Below are 20,318 nucleotides of genomic sequence, written 5' to 3'. Positions count from 1 at the left end.
TCTTTAGATCGCCGGCTGGCTGGAATGTGGCATATCGCCACAGACTTGAGTATTAGCGCTGGTTGACTCAACGAGAGCTGTGCTCAACTTTCCTTGAGTAAAATTCATAAGGAGTTGAATTTATTTGCTAAAGCCTGCTGCCATTGGTAATTTCGCGCCACCTTTCGGTGCCCACCCTGAACACAGGGCGGGTTAAACGGGAAGCCGGTGAGAGCCTTGGCTCTAATCCGGCGCTGCCCCCGCAACGGTGATTGAGTAAACGATAGTCGAAATGCCACTGTGCTTTTGCATGGGAAGGCGACTGTCGAGAGGCTAAGCCTCGCTCATTAGCCCGGAGACCGGCCAAAAGGTAAGGAAGCTTCTTAGGGCTTTCAACCAGGCGTTGCGGTGGGCGATGGCGGGGTGTGTTGGCGCGATTGCGCCTGTCTCCCTGTGCTTGTTCTGCTGCGGCTAAATTCAGGCCGTGCGGGTGGGCACGGCAGAGGGGGATCTCTCGATGGTATTTCGTCCCATTGCAGCGTGTGCTGCGATGTCTTTGTGTGCGTGGCCCTTGCTTGCCTACGCGGAATCTTCACCGCTTGATGCTGCTGTTCTGCGCGTTTCTATGCTCGATCCCGTGGTCGTCACGCCTACGCTGGCCAGCCGTACTACAGAGGCGTCATTGGCCTCGGTAACGGTGCTCGATGAGAAGCAATTACGCGAGCGTCAGCCCCAGGATATTACCGAGATGCTAAGAGGCCAGCCCGGCGTGGATATCACCGGTAATGGTGCCTTCGGTAAGGCCACCAGTGTTTATTTGCGGGGTACGGGCAGTAGCTCAACGTTGTTAATGGTTGATGGTGTGCGCCTGCGTTCGGCAACCGGCGGCAGCCCGTCTTGGCAGTTCCTGCCTCCCACCTTGATTGACCGTATTGAAATTGTGCGTGGCCCCCGTGGCAGTTTGTATGGCGCGGATGCTGTGGGTGGCGTGGTGCAGGTTTTTACACCTGGGGCTCGGGATCTCAGCAATGAACAAACCGGCTGGGTGGAGCTGGGAGCGGGTTCGTTTAATAGCCGCCGGGTGGCAGCGGGCGCGCAGGGGGAGCAGGACGGTACGCGCTATAACTTGGCGGTGGACCGCTTTGATACCGATGGCACAGAAATTCGTGAAGGCAGTGATGATCGTGGCTACGACAACACATCGGCGGTGGCTCGGGTAACGCATCGCTTCGATAACGATGCGGAAATCGGCGTGTTCGGTTTTCGGGCAGCCGGCAGCACCGAGTTTGAAGGCAGCTCGCCTTCGCAGAAAAAAGTGACCGACTACGCCATGCAGACTGCGGGTGTGAAAGGGCAGTTGTGGGTGACGGAACGTTGGTTGAGCAAACTTATTCTTAGCGATTCCCGCGACGAGAACGAGAACTTCACCGACGGCAACCGAGACAGCATTTTTAACACCCGTAGCCGTGCGGCTAACTGGCAGAATGTGTTTGCTTTGGGGGATCACCAGCTAGTGGTGGGTGCCGATTACCTGCAAGACCTAGTGGACAGCACCACGCTGTATTTGGAAGACGAGCGTGACAATAGCGCCGGTTTTGCCCAGCTGTTATTAAACTTTGGTGCCTTCGATGTGCAGGCCAGTGGCCGTTACGACGACAACGAAGCCTATGGCAGTGAAACCACTGGCGGACTGGCGTTGGGCTACAAGCTCGATAACCATCACCGGTTACGGGCCAGCTATGGCACCGCTTTCCGTGCGCCGACCTTTAATGATTTGTACTTCCCCGGCTTTGGTAATGACCAGCTGGACCCGGAAAGTTCCGCCAGCACCGAGCTCGGGGTGAGGGGCCAGTATCAGCGTTGGTACTGGGATATTGCCGCCTACCAGACCGATGTGGATGACCTGATTGCCTATGCCTTGCAGGGTGGGCGTTATGCGCCGTTCAATGTGAACCGGGCGCGCATTCGGGGTGTCGAACTGGCTACCGGTGTTGAGATAAACCAGTGGCGCGCTGGTGCGGCCTTTACGGCTCAGGATCCAGAAGATCGGGATACGGGGTTGGTGCTTCAGCGTCAGTCAAAGCGTAGCTTCCGTTTTGATCTGGACCGAGCCATGGGGAACGTTTCCCTAGGAGGCAGTGTGGTTTTGCAAGGGCACCGTTATAACGATGCGCAAAACGACGTGCGGCTGTCTGGGTTCGGTTTGCTGGATTTGCGCGTCGGCTGGAATTTCGCACGGAACTGGTCCACACGCCTGGCGGTGAAAAACGTGCTCGACAAGGAGTACGCCACGGCGCAGAACTTTGCTGGTTGGAACTATATGAACGCAGGGCGTTCGGTAATGTTGAGCCTGCGCTACGATAGGTAGAGCAAGAATAGCGCTGCGAGATGAGATGGAGTGAGTGAATGCGCGTTTTACGCTGGGGGTTGTTGCTGACGTTGTTGGCCATGTTTGATACGGCCATGGCGGCGGTGTGTGTCACCGACGATATCCAGCGTGAGGTGTGTTTGGAAAAACCGGCCAGCCGCATTATTGCCCTCTCTCCCGGCGCCACCGAATTGCTGTTTGCGGCAGGGGCCGGTGGGCAGATGGTCGGCGCGGTGAACTTCAGTGATTACCCGCCTGCGGCGAAAAAATTACCGCGGGTGGGCAGTTATAAACGTCTGGATTTAGAGGCCGTTTTGTCGCTAAAACCGGACCTGATTGTCGCGTGGCATAGTGGCAACCCGTTACCTCAGGTGGAACGCCTGCAAGCCTTGGGGCTGCCGGTGTATTACAGCGAGCCGCGCCGGTTTGAGGATGTGAGCACTTCGCTGGAGCGTTTTGCCAGGCTGGCCGGCACTCAGTCGGTAGGGCTGGGTGCGGCGGAGGCTTTTCGATCGGGCATCGATGCCCTGCGTGAACGTTATGCCGATGCAGCGAAAGTCAGTGTGTTTTATCAGGTATGGAAAGAGCCGCTAATGACGGTAAATGGCAAGCACTTGATCAGTGAAGCGATTCAGCTGTGTGGTGGGGAAAATGTCTTCGCTGACCTTCCCACGCTGACTCCGCGCATCAGTCAGGAGTCCGTGTTGGAGAAAAATCCACAGGCCATTGTTGCGGGGGGGATGGGTGAAGATGATCCGGGCTGGCTGGCGCCGTGGCGGCAGTTTGCCAGCTTACGGGCGGTAAAAAACGATAATTTGTTTTTTGTTGCGCCGTCCACATTGCAGCGGCCTACCCCGCAAATGCTGATCGGTGCCCGCGCCCTGTGTCGGCATTTGGAAAGTGCCCGTGCTCGCCATTAAGTCGCCGACGCTTGCTACCTTATTGGCGCTGACGGCCCTGGGGCTGTTGGCGTTATTACTGTCGGTGGCGGTGGGCAGTGTATCGATTTCACTGCAGGATCTGTGGGCTGTGGCGAGCGGTGGCGGTAGTGACCTGCATCGGGAACTGATTATGTCGTTGCGCGCGCCCCGTGCGCTGGCGGCGTTCTCCACGGGGGGGCTGCTGGCCCTGGCCGGGGCGCTGATGCAGGTGTTGTTGCGTAATCCGCTGGCGGACCCCTATGTGCTGGGTATTTCCGGGGGGGCTGCGGTGGGCGCGCTGGGTGCCATGTTGATTGGTGGCGGCTTGGCGTTAGTGTCCGGCTCGGCGTTTGCCGGTGCTTTGCTATCTACCTTGTTGGTGTTTGGTTTGGCGCAAGGCGGGGGCGGCTGGACCCCGACCAGACTGTTGCTGACGGGCGTTGTGGTGGCCGCCGGTTGGGGCGCGGTAATTACCTTTATGTTGACCATGAGCCCTGCGGATCGGTTGCCGGGCATGCTGTATTGGTTAATGGGAGACTTGAGCTACGCCCGCGCTCCTTACGCCGCCTGGTTAGTGATGATTCTCGCGGTGCTGCTGACCCTGCCACTGGGGCGTAGCCTGAATGTGTTGGCGAGGGGGCCGTTACAGGCCGCGGCCTTGGGTATTGCGGTGAAGCCGTTGGAGTGGCTGGTGTATGTCTTGGCCAGTCTGTTGACGGCGGTGGCGGTGACCACGGCCGGGAGTGTGGGGTTTGTCGGTCTGATTGTGCCGCATATGCTGCGGCTACAGTTGGGTAATGATCAGCGCATTATCTTGCCCGCCAGTGTTTTGGCGGGGGGTACCTTGCTGACCGTGGCCGATACTCTGGCGCGCACGGTGATGGCTCCTGAGCAGCTGCCTGTGGGGGTAATTACGGCCCTATTGGGGGTGCCCACTTTCCTGTTCTTGTTGCATCGCAATCGCTGATTGATTGGGGACGGCATCGCCCGGAACCTGTGTCACCGAAACGGAGAGCGCCATGGCGGTGCTGGACATTGAACATCTGGTTATCGACATCCCCGGTCGCGGGGATGGTGATCCGCTTAGTCTGCAGGTGAAATCCGGCCAGCGTTGGGGGGTGCTGGGGCCGAACGGAGCGGGTAAAACGACACTGCTGCATACCCTGGCCGGGTTGCGCGTCCCCCGACGCGGCCGGGTGGTTCTCAATGGCACACCGTTAACTCATCTGTCGCGCCGGGAGGTAGCTCGGCAGCTGGCTGTCGTGTTCCAAGAGCGTCAAGACAGCTTTCCCGCCACGGTGATGGAAACGGTATTGATTGGCCGCCACCCTTTTCTGTCTGCCTGGCAGCGGGAGAGCGCCGAGGATATCCGCCTGGCCCATGAGGCCTTGTCGGCGGTGTCGTTGTCGCTACTCGAGGATCGGCTGGTGAGCACCTTATCCGGCGGCGAGCGTCAGCGGGTTTCCATTGCCACGGCGCTCACCCAACAGCCGACGATTTGGCTGGCGGATGAACCAACGAATCATCTGGACTTGCATCATCAAGTGGCCGTCATGGCGTTGCTCAATCAACAGGCAGATAACGGTGCTGCGGTGTTTATGTGCCTGCACGATCTGAACCTTGCGGCCCGTTGGTGTGATCATTTACTGCTGCTCTATCCGGACGGTGAGTGCTGTTCTGGCCCGGCGGAAGCGATGCTGGTGCCGGAGGCTCTGGAGCGTCTTTACGACCAGAAACTGGTGGTGGCTCACGTGAATGGTGCGCCGGTCTTTGTGCCGGGTTAGGCCGCCTCTGGATAACGCCTTACGAGCGAGGAAAATAAACGAGAATGAGCCACCCGATGACAACCTTATTTAATGCCTCGGTGCCGGCAGCGCTGATTAGCGCGCCGGGGTCCGGTCAGGGAAAATCACTGATTACCGCCGCACTGGCCAGGTTGCACCGCAATGCGGGGCGTCGGGTTCGTGTGTTTAAGTTCGGGCCGGACTATCTGGATCCCATGATTCTGGAACAGGCCAGCGGTGCGCCGGTTTACCAGCTACAACCGTGGATGACCGGTGAGGAGGAGTGCCGTTGGCGCCTGGCCCAGGCTGCAGAAGAGGCGGATTTGATTCTGGTAGAAGGCGCCATGGGGCTATTCGATGGCACTCCCTCCAGTGCTGATTTGGCGGTGTTGGCAGGTATCCCGGCGTTGCCAGTGATTGATTCCTGGGGCATGGCGCAAACCTTCGGTGCGATCGCTTTGGGGCTGGCCAGTTACCGCGATGACCTAGTGGTGAATGAGGTTATTGCCAACCGGGTGGCGAGCCAGCGTCATGGTGACTTGGTACGTGAAGGGATGCCTGCGGGTATGACCTTGCTGGGCTCGGTACCACGGCACGCGGCCATGACATTACCCGAACGGCACCTTGGGCTGGTGCAAGCGAATGAGTTGGCGGATCTGGATATGCTTTTGGATGAGGCGGCGGCGGTGTTGCAAGACGCGGGCTTGGATCGACTTCCACACGTGGTGAGTTTTTCCGCCGCCGCGCCTGCGCCATTGCCTGCTTTGCTGAAGGGGTGTCGCATTGGTATCGCTCGGGATGCGGCTTTCGCGTTTATTTACCCTGCCAATCTTGATTTGCTTCGTGAGCTGGGAGCCCCGCTGACGTTCTTTTCCCCGTTGCAAGACACGACATTGCCCGAGGTGGACGCGCTATGGCTACCGGGCGGTTACCCGGAACTGCACGGTGAAACGCTGGCTATGAATACGGCCATGGGTGAGGCCATTCGAGATCATCACCATGCGGGCAAACCGATCCTGGCGGAGTGCGGTGGGTTAATGAGTTGTATGGCAACGTTGGTAGACGGTGATGAAAAGCGCCATGCCGGTTTCGGGCTATTGCCGGGTGAAGCGTTTTTGACCAAGAAACGGCACGGGCTGGGAATGCAGGCGCTGGTAACGCCGCGAGGTGAACTTCGCGGGCATACTTTCCACCACGGCAGTTTGTCCACGCCACTGACGCCGGCCATTTTTAGCCGCAAGCAAACAGGTACAGAAGGCGAAGCGGTTTATCAGGACAAGGGCCTGGTGGCGAGTTTCTTTCATGGCTATTTCCCTTCGGCTCCGCAGGTTGTGGCGGATATTTTTAGCGGACAATTCCGCACCGACACACTTTCCCCTGATCACAATGCCCCTTCTCTAACAGGACACGACCATGCGTGATGATGCGAAAACCCCAGAGCGCCATGCTTACCGCATGGCAAAGAAACAGGAAATCATGCAGCAACGGATTGCTCGCGCGGATAAGGATCAGGGCATTCTTCTGGTGCTCACCGGGCCGGGCAAAGGAAAAAGCAGTTCCGGTTTTGGCATGCTGGCCAGAGCATTGGGCCATGGCATGAAAGTGGGCGTGGTGCAGTTTATTAAAGGGGCGTTCAGTACCGGAGAAGACGCCTTTTTCCGTGATCAGCCGAACGTGGATTACCACGTGATGGGGGAAGGCTATACCTGGGATACCCAGGACCGCGAGCGGGACGTGGCGGCAGCCGGTGCTGCGTGGGAGATTGCCCGTGCCATGCTGCACGACGACAGCTATCACATGGTGTTACTCGATGAGCTCAATATTGCTCTTCGTTACGAGTACCTGGATTTAGACCGGGTGCTGGACGACCTGCAAAACCGCCCGGCCATGCAGCACGCCATTGTCACCGGTCGCTATGCTCCCAAACAATTAATCGAACTCGCCGATACCGTTACGGAAATGAAAGTGGTGAAGCATGCGTTTAAGGATTTAGGGGTTCGAGCGCAGAAGGGCGTCGAGCTGTGAAGGGCCTTTTGACGTTCAAATGTTCGGAAAAAATACGGGGCGAGTGGGCCGGCAAGGTCACTGTAGGTGCTGGGTTGCGCTTCAAGTTTGAGATTGTAACGTTCAAGGTAAGGTTTTCTCCGTGGCGACTCTGATGGTGCAAGGCTGCACATCGGATGCGGGAAAGAGCACGGTGGTCGCAGCGTTGTGCCGCTGGTTTGCCCGGCGTGGATATTCGGTGGCGCCGTTTAAACCGCAGAACATGGCACTGAACAGTGCTGTGACCGTGGATGGGGGTGAGATTGGTCGTTCTACCGCATTGCAGGCGTTGGCTTGCGGGGTAGCGCCGCACAGTGACATGAACCCTGTATTACTTAAGCCACAAACGGATATGGGCGCCCAGGTTATTATTCGTGGCAAGGTGTTGGGCAATATGCAGGCACTGGATTATCACGCCTACAAGAACACCGCCAGTGAGGCGGTGCTGGCGGCCTGGCAGGACTTGTCTTCCCGGTTTGATGTGATCATCGCTGAAGGCGCTGGCAGCCCGGCGGAGATTAATCTGCGAGATAACGACATCGCTAACATGGGGTTTGCCGAAAGGGTGGACTGCCCGGTGATTGTGGTGGCGGATATTGATCGCGGCGGTGTCTTTGCGCATCTTACCGGTACCCTGGATTTACTGTCTGAAAGTGAACAAAAACGAACCCTGGGGTTTGTGATTAATCGTTTTCGTGGCGACCTGTCTTTATTGCAGGGTGGGCTGGATTGGTTGGAGGAGCGTACTGGCAAGCCAGTGTTTGGGGTGTTGCCTTATTTGCATGGCCTGACTCTGGATGCGGAAGATGCGGTGGATGAACAGGGCGCGCATGACGTGGGTGCTTTCAATGTGGTGGTGCCTCTGTTGCCGCGTATGAGTAACCACAACGACTTTGACCCTCTGCGATTACATCCGCAGGTGAATTTGCAATTCGTAAAGATGGGGGAGGCTTGGCCGTCGGCAGACCTGATCATTCTGCCGGGCAGCAAGGCTACCCGTGCGGATTTGGCTTTCCTGCGCCAGCAGGGCTGGGACAAGCAGATCGAAAAGCACCTGCGTTACGGCGGCAAAGTGCTAGGCATTTGTGGTGGCTTTCAAATGTTGGGAGAGCGCATCGACGACCCGGAGGGGTTAGAAAGTGATGCGGGAAGTAGTGCCGGGCTTGGCTGGTTATCCATGACCACTCGATTGATTTCCGGTAAACAGCTACGAAATGTCGAAGGCCGTTTTGTTGCCGCTGACACCCTGATTCGCGGGTATGAAATCCACAATGGCCTTACTCAGGGCGAAGCATTAAAGCATCCTATGCTGGTTCTGGAGGGTAGGGATGATGGCGCCATGAGCGAGGATGGGCGGGTGATGGGGTGTTACCTGCATGGCCTGTTTGATGTTCCCGACAGTTGCAATACCATACTCGAATGGGCGGGCCTGAAAAGCCAGCGCAGTGTGGATTATGCGGTCCATCGAGAGCAACAGCTGGATCGCCTGGCCGATATGCTGGAGGAACACTTGGATATGACGCGGTTAAAGCAATGCATGGGGAGCTAGCTCGAATAGCGTGCCTGACTTTTTCTCAGCGCCAAACCGGGCGCCCTGTATTTTTTCAGTAACGTTTCGTTGCCTAAAGATTCGAGCAATACACCGATTAGCGCATCGTGTTTATCGTTACGCTGCCGTCCCACAAGCGTTTAATTTGTTGATCCGCCAGTTCGTTGGCCGCACTGCTCCAGAATGCCATTTGCCCGGGGGCCACGCTGGTAGAAAGGCGGTTAGCGTTTTGCAGGCGCCGAAGGGTCTCTCGGGCCACGGCTATGTCGGTGTTAACGACCTGGATTCCCGCCCCAGCAATGCGACGAATCACCGGTGCCAAAAACGCATAATGCGTACAGCCCAGGACAATATGATCTGCGCCTTTTTCAATCAGTGGGGCCACATAGCGGGCCACCAGTGCTTGTGTTTTTTCACTGTCCAAATCGAGCACTTCAATTTGTTCAACCAGCCCGGGGCAGGGCTGGATTTCCACACATACACTTTCTGAGAATAGCCGGCTCAAATTGTTGAAGGACTCGCTTTTTAGGGTCTGACTGGTGGCCAGTACCCCGATAACGCCACTTTTGCTTTTCAGGGCGGCGGGTTTAATGCCTGGTTCCACGCCGATGATGGGCAGGGTGTAATCGGCACGCAGCTGCCGAATAGCCGAGACGGTGGCGGTATTGCAGGCCACCACGATGGCTTTCGCGTTATTGTCTATGAGAAACCGGGTAATCGTATCTGCCCGTTGCTGAATGTAATGCTCGGCCTTTTCTCCGTAGGGCGCATGAACAGAGTCCGCCACATAGAGCAGGTTTTCGTGGGGCAGCAGTTCGCGAATGCGGCGGGCGATGGACAAGCCGCCGATGCCAGAGTCGAAGACGCCAATGGGGCCGGGGTGGGTCATACGGATATTCGGGTGGGAGCGAAGAGCCAAGGATATACCAAGACGGGACGATGTAGGAGGCCTGCAGTGCCAACCTGTTGCCGCCGTAGAGCGGTAAAAAAAGGCTCCCGTAGGAGCCTCTTTTCTGCGAGCCGTCAGCGATCAGTGATCGTGACCTTCCGGGCCGTGTACGTGGCCGTGCTCTTTTTCTTCGTCGGACGCTTCGCGTACGTCAGTCACTTCCACGGCGAAGTTCAGCGTTTCACCTGCCAGTGGGTGGTTACCATCGACGGTCACTTCATCGCCATCAATGGCGGTGATGGTGAAAACGCGATCGCCCGCTTCGGTTTGCGCCTGGAACTGCATACCTGGCTGCAGGTTGTCTTCGTTGCCTTCAAAGGCAGTCTTCGGCACCTGCTGAATCAGCTGCTCGTGACGCTCGCCGTAGCCTTCTTCCGGAGTAACCGTGACATCCAGCTTGTCGCCAGAGACTTTGCCTAGCAGGGCATTTTCCAGGCCCGGAATGATGTTGCCGGCGCCGTGCAGGTACGCCAAGGGCTCGCCACGCTCAATGGAAGAATCGATGGTTTCACCGGCGTTGTTGGTCAGGGTGTAGTGGATGGACACTACGGCATTTTCAGAAATTTGCATGGAAACCCTTTAGGGGTAGATGAATTCGGAATAAGGAACGTGTCGGTCATGACGCTTGAGTGGCCTGACCGCGTTCTGTATTCAGGTCGGCGGACATTCTAACAAGACCGGCAAGGGCCTGACCAACTGGAGCTAGCCTGGCCCGACGGGCGTTAGGAGGAGTCGCTTGCCCAGGTTGGCCCCGCATTTGCTACAGTAGCGGCATGAATGCTGATGTTTCCACCGACAATCCAGTCCTGCAGGACCGCTTCGGGCGCGCCATTGATTATGTGCGGCTGTCGGTGACGGACCGCTGTGATTTTCGCTGTGTGTACTGTATGGCGGAGGATATGACCTTTGTGCCCCGCGCTCAGGTGCTGACTCTGGAGGAGATGAGTCGGTTGGCCCGGGTGCTAGTGCGGTTGGGGGTCAAGCGTATTCGGTTAACTGGCGGCGAGCCGTTAGTGCGCCGTGATGTGGCGCATTTGGTGCGCGATATTGGTGCCATCGAGGGCCTGCGTGAACTGAATATGACCACCAATGGGGCTGGGCTGACTCGGCACGCGGTGGCCCTGAAGGCTGCCGGGCTCAATCGGCTGAATATCAGCCTGGATTCGCTGGATCCGGAGCGATTCAAGGCGCTTACCCGTACCGGGAATTTGGTTCAAGTGCTGGCAGGAATCGATGCGGCCAGGGCCGCCGGTTTTGAACGCATCAAACTCAACAGCGTGATCATGCGAGGCCGTAATCACGACGAGGTGCCGGCGCTGGTAGATTTCGCTCTAGCGCGGGGCTTGGATATTTCCTTTATTGAGGAGATGCCTCTCGGGCAGATCACCGAACACGACCGGGAACTGGCCTTTGTGTCCTCGGCGGAGCTGCGTGAACAGCTGTCTGCACGGCTTGAATTGGTGCCGCTGGCAGAAAAAACGGGAGGGCCGTCACGCTACTGGCAAGCGCCCGGGAGTAACAGTCGCATCGGCTTTATTTCACCCCACTCACAAAACTTTTGCCATTTGTGTAATCGAGTGCGGATTACGGCCGAGGGGCGTATGCTTTTGTGCCTAGGCCATGAGCACAGTGTGGATTTACGCGCGGTGCTGCGCGCCTATCCGGATGACGATACTCCTCTTCGCGAAGCCATTGTGGATGCCATGGCCATCAAGCCCGAGCGCCACGACTTCAGCCTGGAGCCGGGTGAGCAGTTGGTACGGTTTATGAATATGACAGGGGGCTAGCGCGCCGATAGGTTGCGGGCTGCCTGTAGAGTGAATGCGCAAAAAAGCGAGGAACGATGAAATCCCTACCTGATTTGTTTTCCAACAACGAAAAATGGCGCCACGAAATCGAAGAGCGCCACCCCGGGTTTTTCAAAGCCCTGGGGGCGCAACAGAACCCTGAATATTTGTGGATCGGTTGTGCGGACTCCCGGGTGCCTGCCAATGAAGTGGTGGGCATGATGCCCGGTGAGCTATTCGTTCATCGCAATGTGGCTAACCTGGTTAACCATACGGATTTGAATCTGCTATCGGTGTTGCAGTTCGCCGTGGATGTTTTAAAGGTGAAACACATCATGGTGGTGGGCCATTATGGATGTGGTGGGGTGAAGGCCTCCATGGAGGATGAGCCCCATGGCTTGATCGATAATTGGCTGCGCCAAGTGCGTGAACTGTACTTGCGTAATCGCAAGAACCTGGCCGGGCTCGATGACCAGGCACGCTTGGACAAGATGTGCGAATTGAACGTTGCTCGGCAGGTAATCAATGTGTCGAATACCACGGTGGTGCAGGAAGCTTGGCGCCGTGATCAGGCGTTGACCATTCACGGCTGGATTTACGGTATCGGTGATGGCCATCTGCGGGATCTGGATATTCAGATTCAGGACAACAGCGAGCTGCGCACTCTGGAAACTGAAGAATACGATAGCTGTTCAGGCTAAAGCTACAAACAGCTCGATAGGAAACTGGAACGTTTCCCCGTCTGTTTTTTTACCGAGCACCTGTCGCCGTTGCCTTCCAGAGGGAGGATGTCGCGGTTGCCCGAAACGTTAGAGGGGCAAATTCCAGGATTGAAATTTGCCCCTTCGGTCGCTTGCTCTGCGAGGCTCGCTTGCCGGTAAGCTTGTCGATATCAGAACCAGATGCGCAGCCCGGCGACGATGATGCCCTGTTCGGTTTTCTCGCCATTGGCCTGCGCTATGTCGGCGGTGTCGCCGTATAACTTTTCCCAATGCACACCGATATACGGTGCGATTTCTCGGCGAATTTCGTAGCGTAATCGCAGGCCTGCTTCGATATCCGTCAGGCCGTTACCGATACCCCGTTTGTCGTCGTCCTTGCCGTAGAGGTTGGTCTCTAGGTTGGGAACCAGGACCAGCCTCTGGGTAAGCATCAGCTCGTATTCCGCTTCTATGCGCAGGTTGGTTAGGCCGTCTTCGCCTACAAACAGGTTGGCATCGACCTCGAACCAATACGGCGCAATGCCTTGTACTCCTACGCTGACCCAGTCGCGACTGGGGTCGTTCGGCTGCCAGTCCCGGCGTACCCCTAATTGCCCGTCCCAGAAGGGGGCGAAGGCGTGGTTCCAGGCCAGGCGGGTCTCTGCGCTTTCGGTGCTGGGGTCTTCGTCATCGTGCTCCGGCACCATCAATCGCTCTCCTTCTGTGGAGAAGAATAGCTTGTTGATGTCGCCGCCATGCCAGGCGCTGGCTTCCCAGGCCATCACGGTGCCGTCGTCGCTATCGCGGGCTTCCAGCTGGTCGACGATTATGCGGGTGAAGCGTGGTTCCTTTTTATTCATAGCCGTGGCCGGTGAGGCGGTGGCAAGGATGACGATACTGGCAAGAAAAGTGAGCGATTTTTTCATGGTTGCTTCACTCCGTTCATGCGGTGGGCCCCATGCATTGCGTGGTCGCCGTTGGGCGCTGGCGGGTGGGCGTTTTCAACCACACGAACCTCGCGGAACATGCCGGCCTCCATGTGGTAGAGAAGGTGGCAATGATAGGCCCAACGCCCGAGCGCATCAGCGCGTACTAGGTAGCTGAGTTTTTCGCCCGGTTTGACGGTAATGGTGTGCTTGCGCAGCAGTTTGCCTTCCCCCAGTTCCAGGTCACTCCATAGTCCGTGTAGGTGGATGGGGTGGGTCATCATGGTGTCGTTCACCAGGGTGATGCGCACCCGCTCGTGGTGGAACAGCGTCAAGGGCACGGAGTCGGCAAATTTAATGCCGTTAAAGCTCCACATGTAACGGTCCATGTTACCGGTCAGGTGCAATACAATTTCCCGGTCCGGATGAAGACTGTCGATAGGGGTGTTGTTGGGCGTGTCGCTCAGGGTTTCTAGATCTGCATAGGTGAGCACTTTCCAGTCCCGGTTGCGCAAGCCAATGCCTGGGTCGTTAAGCATCGCCCCCGGCGCCATGGCGCGCATGTCGACACCGGGGCCGAATTCGCTGGCTGCATGTTCGATGGCGCTGTTGCGCGGCGGTAAATCCGGGTTGTTGTCGTTAACGGCAAAGGGCACGGGCTTGGTGTCGCTGTGGCCCATGGTGTGGTGATCCATGCTGTCCATCTTCATGTCGGCGTGGGTCATATCGCCATGGTGCATATCACCGTGGGCTCTTCCCTTTGCATTCATTGACGGCGAACCCATGGCGCCCATGCCCATTTCGGTATGGCCTAACGGTGGCGGTGCATCCATGTTCGGGACCGCGGCAGTCATGGCGGGGTCCGGGGTCAAAGTGCCGCGGCTGAAGCCACTCCGGTCGATGCTCTGTGCGAATAGGGTGTACGCCCGGTCTGCTCGGGGCGCCACGATTACGTCTAAGGTTTCCGCTACCCCTAGCCTGACTTCATGGAAGTCCACCGGTTTTACCGGTTGGCCGTCCATGGCGACCACGGTCATGTCCAGGCCCGGGATGCGAATATCAAAGAAGGTCATGGCACTGGCGTTGATAAAGCGCAGGCGGATACGTTCGCCGGGCTTGAACTGGCAGGTCCAGTTGTCGGCAGGGCTTTGGCCATTCATCAAGTAGGTGTAGGTATAACCCGTCACATCCGCCAGGTCGCTTTGGCTCATGCGCATGGTGTTCCACATGTGGCGGTCTTTGAGTGTGTCGATAACACCTTTTTTGCGAAAGTCGCGCAGGGTGTCGAACACGGTGCGTTCATTGAAATTGTAGTAGTGGCTGAGCTTTTTCAGCGTGGCATACACATGGTGAGGATCTTCATCGCTCCAATCGGAGAGTAGAATCACCTCGTCTCGGTCAACCGTGTGCCGATCCGGTTCGCGCGGATCAATAATGATGGAACCATAAATTCCCGTTTGCTCCTGAAAGCCGGAATGGCTGTGATACCAGTAGGTGCCACTTTGCTTCACCGGAAAGCAATAGGTGAAGGTTTCACCGGGGGCGATACCGTCGAAAGACAATCCCGGCACGCCGTCCATTTCGAAGGGAAGTAGCAGGCCATGCCAGTGAATGGAGCTGGTTTCCGGTAACAGGTTGGTCACTTTGATCGTGACGGTGTCGCCTTCTTTCCAGCGCAGGGTAGGGCCGGGAATGCTGCCATTGATGGTGGTGGCCGGGCGAGCCTTGCCGGTGATATTGACATCGGCGCCGCCAAGCGTGAGGTGGAAGGTGTTGCCGGTAAGAACCGGTGCACCGGTGTGGCCCTGGCTGGCCAGTAGCTGACGGGCGTTAAGACCTACGCCGAGGCCAGCGGCACCCAGTGCTAGGCCCTGCACGAAACGGCGCCGTGGCAGAGAAATCTGCGATGGTGTTTTCATTTCCGTAATCCTGTTCGTTTGAGAAAGAGGTCAGCTCAAATGAACAGGGAGGGTGGGCGTAACGGCAACCGGTGGATGCCCGCGTGAATCGCACTGATCAGCGTTGCTGTGGCCGGGGGTGTAGAGAGAAAGGTGTCGCTATGAAACAGCGTATCGCTAGCGGCGGTGATTTGGCAGAGGGTAATGCACTGGCAGCTATCGCCGCCTGCGCAGTCTTGCATCGGCGCCATGTGGTGTTCGCTTTCCTGGGGTTCGGCCCCCTGGTGGCAAGGTGTTGTGGCGGTAGACGTCATGGCGCTGTCCGTGCCCAGCGGCATGGTCATGGTGTTGGCGGACAACAAGGTGCTCACGGCCATCAGAATGATGGCGAGCAAGGAGGCAATGGCTGCCCGACGTTGTTGTTGGCGCACACTGGTCATGCCGGCATTATTAACCTTGGGGCCACCCCAAGGTCAAGCAGGCTGTTGACGACCACACTGGCGGCAATGATCACCAGCAGTATTGCGGTGGCGCGTTCCACCCAGTGGTGATGCGCTCGTAACCAGGGCAAAAGACGGCTGCGTCCCAGCAGGATAGCCACCAGCACATACCAGCCACCATCGATGAAGATGGCAGTAAGCACCATCTGTGCGCGGGCCAGTTGGCCCATGTCGGCTTGCAGAAACTGGCTGAACAGCGCGAGAAAAAACAACGCGACTTTGGGGTTAAGGAAGGCCACAAGAAAACCATCGCGGGCGGCGCCATGGTGGGCCTCCACGTTGGTATCTAAGGGAGTGCTATTAAGGGGAGCGCGGCCCGCTTGCCAGCTTTTCCATGCCATCCACAGCAGAAACAGCGCGCCGGTGAGGCTGAACAGCAATTCTAGTTTGGGGTAACGGTGAAACAGCACGGCTAAGCCGGTGACGGTGGCGGTGGCCCAGAAACCCACGCCAATGGCATGGGCAATGGCTGCAGTGACGCCTGCTTTATGGCCGCCCAACAGGGTGTGGCGAGTGATCACGGCCAGGCTAATGCCCGGGGTTATGGCGCCAAGGGCGCAAACGCTAGCCAGCAAAAGCCAGTCGTGCAAAGAGAGCATGGAGAATCTCGTTAGGGGAAAGCGGGCACTGTAACGTGTTGCTATGACAGGTTGAAGGGTTACAGACTGCAAGCGAAAAGGCACGCGAGGCGTTGGCTAGTGAGGATGTTGCCGTGCCCATATTGTCGCTTGCAGCTTGGCGGTTTTGCTCAATTCCCCGGGTGGTGGCTAAACACTTGGGCGCCGTTTTCATCGAACAGCAGCACATCATAGGCGTCTTTGCGGTCGCCCATTTCCATTCCGGGTGAGCCTACGGGCATGCCGGGCACGGTGAGGCCTTTGCCTTCGGGACGCTCTTTCAGCAAGCGATCCACGTCGCTGGCGGGCACATGCCCTTCAATGGCGTAGCCGTCGATAAAAGCCGTATGGCAGGAGCCGGTGCCGGGCAGGATGCCCGCTTTTTCTTTTATGGATTGCAGGTTTTGCTGCTCGTGGACATTCACCGTGTAACCGTTCGCTTCCATGTGTTCTACCCAGGCACCGCAGCAGCCGCAGGTGGGGGACTTATACACTTCCAATGTTTTGGTGGCATTGGCTGCGGTGGCGGGCGTTTGTTCCTGTGCCACGTCGGGCTTGGGTGGGGTGTTATCGCCGCAGGCGGCCAGCAATAGAGCGGTGAAGAGTGTGAGCAAGTATTTCATCATCGTTTCCTTCGTTGTTAATGCATCCCCCTGTTGGGGGGATTGGCCGCGATTATTCGACGATCAGTGTGCCCTGATACATCTGCATTTGGCAGGTGAAGCGGTGCTCCCCGGCGGGCACGTTATCCAGCGTTAGGGTGGTGGTTTTTCCGGTTTCCAGAAATGCACTGGTATCGAGCCCCTGAAAGATCACCTGTTCGGCACAGGGAGAGGGGTCGCGCCGATCGAAATGCAGTGTCAGAGACTGCCCGCTTTTAGCGCGAATGGATGCTGGGGTGTAGACCCCGTCTTCGACGATAATGGTGGCTTCTTGCGTGGTGGCTTGCGCGGAGCTTTTACGGTGCGATAGCCAGAACCACCAGACCACCAGGGCCATCAAAATCAGGCCGACAAGATTGACGAGAAGACTCATGGTGTCGCCTCCTGGGGTTTGCGAGCGGTGAGTATTACCGACTGTTTGTGCATGGTCTCGCCGAGCACATCGACGCTGTCTTCGGCGAAGGTGTGCAGCGGGGTGTTGGTAAAGTGGGCTTGTTCTAGGGCCTGCTGTAACTCGGGGCCGTGATAGGTGGAAAAACCGTGTTTGAACACCGCCAAGCTGGCCATGCTGTTGTGATCGCGAAAGCCCAGCACCAGAGTGCCGCCGGGGCGTAATAACAAATTCAGCACTTGCAGAGCAGGGAGCAGTGGCTGCCAGAAATAGACCACATTTATGGCAACGATGCGGTCCATACTGGCAGGAGCAAGTGGTGCTTGCGTCAGTTCGCCGTGGATGAAGGCAGCGCGAGTTTCGCCTAGGTAACGTTCGCGGGCACGCAAGACCATATCCCGAGAGGCATCTAATCCGGTGTAGTGCAGGTTGTTAGCCTGCGCTAATAAGCGAGGGAGATGGCCTGCGCTTCCCGGCCCGACTTCCAGAATCCGGTCGCCGTTAGCAGGGGCCAACGCCTGGTAGGCGGCGAGAATCACAGGGCGGTTTCGCACATCCATATTGTCTGCGACTTTGTTGCCATCTTCACCGTTAGGGTGGCGCAGTTGTGCGGCAAGTTGCTCCGGGCTCATGCGCTTGTTCCCTGATGGTGTTTGGGTTTGAAAAACCGCAATCGGTTGGCGTTGGTGACGACGGTAACCGAGCTGAGCGACATCGCGGCCCCGGCGATCACAGGGCTAAGCAGATTGCCCGTGAGTGGATAGAGGATGCCGGCGGCCACTGGTACGCCCAGGCTGTTATACACAAAGGCACCAAACAGATTTTGTTTAATGTTGCGGACTGTGGCAGAAGAAATCGCCATGGCATCGGGAACGCCGTGTAGCGAGCCTCCCATCAAGGTGATGGCCGCGGATTCGATGGCTACGTCGGTGCCGGTGCCAATAGCAAAGCCCACATCGGCCTGGGCGAGAGCGGGGGCGTCGTTGATGCCATCACCGACCATGGCCACGGTGCGCCCTTCACTCTGCAATGCCTGGATTTTTTTCGCCTTGTCTTCCGGTAGCACTTCAGCCATCACTTCATCCACCCCGGCTTGTTCGGCAATGGCGTTGGCGCTGGCGGCAATGTCGCCGGTAATCATGATGACCTTTAATCCCTGATCTTTCAGGCGGGCGATGGCGGCTTTGGAATCGTCCTTGATACGATCCGCGACGCCGATGATGCCGAGCAGGGTGTTCGCTTCAGACAAAAACAGCGGCGTGACGCCCTTGTCGGTGAGAGAGGTGCTATCGAGGTTGATGTTTACCCCTTCGCTTTCTAGCCAGCGGCGGTTTCCTAGTCGATAGGTTTTGCCCTGGATGGTGGCGGTAACCCCCTTGCCGTTTAAAGCCTGGAATTCACTGGCGCTATCCAGTGATAGCTCTCGCTGCTTGCTCTCGTTGAGAATCGCCGTGGCCAGCGGGTGCTCCGACCCGCTTTCCACGCTGGCGGCAAGGGTTAGCACGGTGTCTTCTTGCTGGCCCTCATTGCAGACGATATCAGTGACGGCAGGTTTGCCTTCGGTGATGGTGCCGGTTTTGTCGAGGACAACGGTGTCCAGCTGGCTGCTAGTTTGTAGCGCTTCGCCCTGGCGAATCAGAATGCCGTATTCGGCGGCCTTGCCGACGCCCACCATCACCGACATGGGCGTGGCTAGGCCCAGTGCGCAGGGGCAGGCGATAATCAATACAGTGGTGGCGCTGATCAGCATATGGGTTAGCCGCGGTTCCGGGCCCACGTTGAACCACACCAGTGCCGCCGCGATGGCAATCAGCATAATGGTCGGGACAAAAATGGCCGACACCTGATCGGCAAGTCGCCCGATGGGTGGCTTGCTGCCTTGGGCTTTTTTTACCAGTGCGACGATGTGTGAAAGGGCGGTGTCTTTGCCGACGGCGGTGGCGGTATAAAGTAGCGTGCCGGCTTCGTTGAGTGTGCCGGCGCTGACCTTATCGCCAGGGGCTTTATTCACCGGCATGGGTTCACCGGTGAGCATGGATTCATCAATGCGGCTTTCGCCTTCTTCCACGGTGCCGTCCACAGCAATTTTTTCGCCAGGGCGAACCCGCAATTGATCGCCGGCCTGAACTTGCTCCACCGGGATATCCTGTTCCTCGCCATCGCGGATGACCCGTGCAGTTTTGGCGCCCAAATCCAGCAACCGTTTTACCGCGGCGCTGGTCTTGCCGCGGGCGCGAACTTCCAGTGCCTGGCCAAGATTGATGAGGCCGATAATCATGGCGCTGGCCTCAAAATACACATGGCGGGCGGCTTCCGGCAGGGCGCCGGGCAGTAATACCACCACCATGGAATACAGCCAGGCGGCACCGGTGCCCAGTGCGATCAGGGTGTCCATGTTGGCGTTATGGTTGCGAAAGGCTTTCCAGGCGCCGACGAAAAAGTGTCGGCCGGCGGTGGCCAGCACCGCGAGGGTGGCAACACCGATACCCAGCCATACCCATTGGCTGGTTTCACCGGGGCGAACCATCATGTCACCACCGAGCAGGCCCCAGGCCATTAGTGGCACGCCCAGCCCAAGCCCTAGCCCCATGTGCCGCAGCAACTGGTGGTAATGTGCCCGCTCTTTGGCTTCCTGCTCTCCGTTATCCTCCTCGCGGGCTTCGCTGGCACCATAACCCGCGTCTTCTACCGCTTTAATGAGGGAGGCGGTGCTGGCGGAGCCGCTCACCTGAGCGGTGCGGTCGGCAAAATTCATATCCGCACTGTCGACCCCGGGTGTGTCACGCAGGGCGCTTTCGATGGTGCGCACGCAGGACGCGCAAGTGGCGCCGCTGATATTTAGCTGTATTGATTGCGGCTCCTGGGCGATCGGTTTACTGGCGGTGTTGTCATGGTCGGCGGGATTATTGTGTTCATGGTGAGCATCATCCGGGTTTACGCCGTAGCCGGCTTGTACCAGCGCCTCTTGAAGCGCACTGTGCGAGGCGGTGCCGGTGACGGACACCTGCTGGGACTCCAAATCCACCGTCACACGCTCCACGCCGGTGAGTGCTTCCAGTGCAGCGGTGATGGTGCGGCTGCATCCTTTGCAGGTCGCGCCGCGAATGGGCAGAGTTTGGGTGCGCGCTTGCGTCGACATGGAGGCTCCTGTGAAGCGGTTGAATCCCTGGGTGTCGTGTCAGGTTATTATTGTGACACCTGTGGGTAACCCCAAGGTCAACCGCATGCTACAAATTGCTGGTTG

The 20,318-nt window shown here is 57.8% G+C and carries 19 protein-coding genes and 1 riboswitch; of the genes, 9 read left to right on the top strand and 10 right to left on the bottom strand.

The window, feature by feature from the left end; translation table 11 throughout:
- Positions 1–148: 148 nt before the first annotated feature.
- A riboswitch (cobalamin riboswitch) is annotated at positions 149–362 on the top strand.
- A gap of 134 nt (positions 363–496) precedes the next feature.
- The 7 genes from AS19_RS12140 to AS19_RS12110 all read left to right on the top strand — a co-directional run bounded on the left by AS19_RS12140 (position 497) and on the right by AS19_RS12110 (position 8,643).
- A complete protein-coding gene (locus AS19_RS12140; RefSeq protein ID WP_011589645.1) occupies positions 497–2,347 on the top strand; it encodes a TonB-dependent receptor domain-containing protein in 1,851 nt (616 codons plus the stop codon).
- A 38-nt stretch (positions 2,348–2,385) separates the two neighbouring features.
- Positions 2,386–3,267 (top strand): cobalamin-binding protein, encoded by an 882-nt coding sequence (locus AS19_RS12135; RefSeq protein ID WP_046962134.1) that lies wholly within the window; start codon positions 2,386–2,388, stop codon positions 3,265–3,267.
- Complete coding sequence (locus AS19_RS12130; RefSeq protein ID WP_046962372.1) at positions 3,263–4,234, top strand: iron ABC transporter permease; 972 nt, start codon at positions 3,263–3,265, stop codon at positions 4,232–4,234. The genes AS19_RS12135 and AS19_RS12130 overlap by 5 nt, the downstream gene beginning before the upstream one ends.
- 52 nt (positions 4,235–4,286) lie before the next feature.
- A complete protein-coding gene (locus tag AS19_RS12125) occupies positions 4,287–5,051 on the top strand; it encodes an ABC transporter ATP-binding protein (RefSeq protein WP_046962133.1) in 765 nt (254 codons plus the stop codon).
- Positions 5,052–5,107: 56 nt separating this feature from the next.
- Positions 5,108–6,472: a cobyrinate a,c-diamide synthase gene (locus AS19_RS12120; protein ID WP_231860844.1), complete on the top strand. Its 1,365-nt coding sequence runs from the start codon at positions 5,108–5,110 to the stop codon at positions 6,470–6,472.
- Positions 6,465–7,076, top strand: a complete 612-nt coding sequence (gene cobO, locus AS19_RS12115) for a cob(I)yrinic acid a,c-diamide adenosyltransferase (RefSeq protein WP_046962131.1) — start codon at positions 6,465–6,467, stop codon at positions 7,074–7,076. The genes AS19_RS12120 and cobO overlap by 8 nt, the downstream gene beginning before the upstream one ends.
- A gap of 121 nt (positions 7,077–7,197) precedes the next feature.
- On the top strand, positions 7,198–8,643 hold the full coding sequence (locus AS19_RS12110; RefSeq protein WP_011589639.1) for a cobyric acid synthase: 1,446 nt from the start codon (positions 7,198–7,200) through the stop codon (positions 8,641–8,643).
- Positions 8,644–8,740: 97 nt separating this feature from the next.
- Here the strand turns inward: AS19_RS12110 and murI are convergent, their stop codons facing one another.
- Both murI and AS19_RS12100 read right to left on the bottom strand, forming a co-directional pair.
- Positions 8,741–9,562, bottom strand: coding sequence for a glutamate racemase (murI, locus tag AS19_RS12105; RefSeq protein WP_231483545.1), 822 nt, complete (start codon positions 9,560–9,562; stop codon positions 8,741–8,743).
- Between the two features lie 111 nt (positions 9,563–9,673).
- On the bottom strand, positions 9,674–10,162 hold the full coding sequence (locus AS19_RS12100; RefSeq protein ID WP_011589637.1) for a peptidylprolyl isomerase: 489 nt from the start codon (positions 10,160–10,162) through the stop codon (positions 9,674–9,676).
- Between the two features lie 203 nt (positions 10,163–10,365).
- Between AS19_RS12100 and moaA the strand changes: the two genes are divergently transcribed.
- Both moaA and can read left to right on the top strand, forming a co-directional pair.
- Positions 10,366–11,379: a GTP 3',8-cyclase MoaA gene (gene moaA / locus AS19_RS12095; RefSeq protein ID WP_046962130.1), complete on the top strand. Its 1,014-nt coding sequence runs from the start codon at positions 10,366–10,368 to the stop codon at positions 11,377–11,379.
- 56 nt (positions 11,380–11,435) lie between these two features.
- Positions 11,436–12,080, top strand: a complete 645-nt coding sequence (gene can, locus AS19_RS12090) for a carbonate dehydratase (protein WP_011589635.1) — start codon at positions 11,436–11,438, stop codon at positions 12,078–12,080.
- Positions 12,081–12,271: 191 nt separating this feature from the next.
- On the opposite strand, the gene AS19_RS12085 is transcribed toward can, so the two are convergent.
- The 8 genes from AS19_RS12085 to AS19_RS12050 form a co-directional block, all read right to left on the bottom strand.
- A complete protein-coding gene (locus tag AS19_RS12085) occupies positions 12,272–13,006 on the bottom strand; it encodes a copper resistance protein B (RefSeq protein WP_011589634.1) in 735 nt (244 codons plus the stop codon).
- Entirely contained in the window at positions 13,003–14,925 is a 1,923-nt protein-coding gene (locus tag AS19_RS12080; protein ID WP_011589633.1) for a copper resistance system multicopper oxidase, read from the bottom strand. Before AS19_RS12080 ends, AS19_RS12085 begins: the two co-directional genes overlap by 4 nt.
- Before the next feature lie 35 nt (positions 14,926–14,960).
- Complete coding sequence (locus AS19_RS12075) at positions 14,961–15,344, bottom strand: hypothetical protein (protein WP_011589632.1); 384 nt, start codon at positions 15,342–15,344, stop codon at positions 14,961–14,963.
- Positions 15,341–16,003: a LysE family translocator gene (locus AS19_RS12070; protein WP_011589631.1), complete on the bottom strand. Its 663-nt coding sequence runs from the start codon at positions 16,001–16,003 to the stop codon at positions 15,341–15,343. The genes AS19_RS12075 and AS19_RS12070 overlap by 4 nt, the downstream gene beginning before the upstream one ends.
- Positions 16,004–16,152: 149 nt before the next feature.
- Positions 16,153–16,647, bottom strand: coding sequence for a DUF411 domain-containing protein (locus AS19_RS12065; RefSeq protein ID WP_011589630.1), 495 nt, complete (start codon positions 16,645–16,647; stop codon positions 16,153–16,155).
- Between the two features lie 49 nt (positions 16,648–16,696).
- A complete protein-coding gene (locus tag AS19_RS12060) occupies positions 16,697–17,056 on the bottom strand; it encodes a cupredoxin domain-containing protein (protein WP_046962129.1) in 360 nt (119 codons plus the stop codon).
- On the bottom strand, positions 17,053–17,706 hold the full coding sequence (locus AS19_RS12055; RefSeq protein ID WP_011589628.1) for a class I SAM-dependent methyltransferase: 654 nt from the start codon (positions 17,704–17,706) through the stop codon (positions 17,053–17,055). The genes AS19_RS12060 and AS19_RS12055 overlap by 4 nt, the downstream gene beginning before the upstream one ends.
- Positions 17,703–20,213, bottom strand: coding sequence for a heavy metal translocating P-type ATPase (locus AS19_RS12050; protein ID WP_046962128.1), 2,511 nt, complete (start codon positions 20,211–20,213; stop codon positions 17,703–17,705). Before AS19_RS12050 ends, AS19_RS12055 begins: the two co-directional genes overlap by 4 nt.
- Positions 20,214–20,318 lie beyond the last annotated feature (105 nt).

This window comes from Alcanivorax sp. NBRC 101098 (assembly GCF_001010505.1).
In the GTDB taxonomy this organism is placed as follows: Bacteria; Pseudomonadota; Gammaproteobacteria; order Pseudomonadales; family Alcanivoracaceae; genus Alcanivorax; species Alcanivorax borkumensis.
Note: the sequence above shows the minus strand (reverse complement) of the source record. Positions and strands in the feature narration are given on the sequence as shown.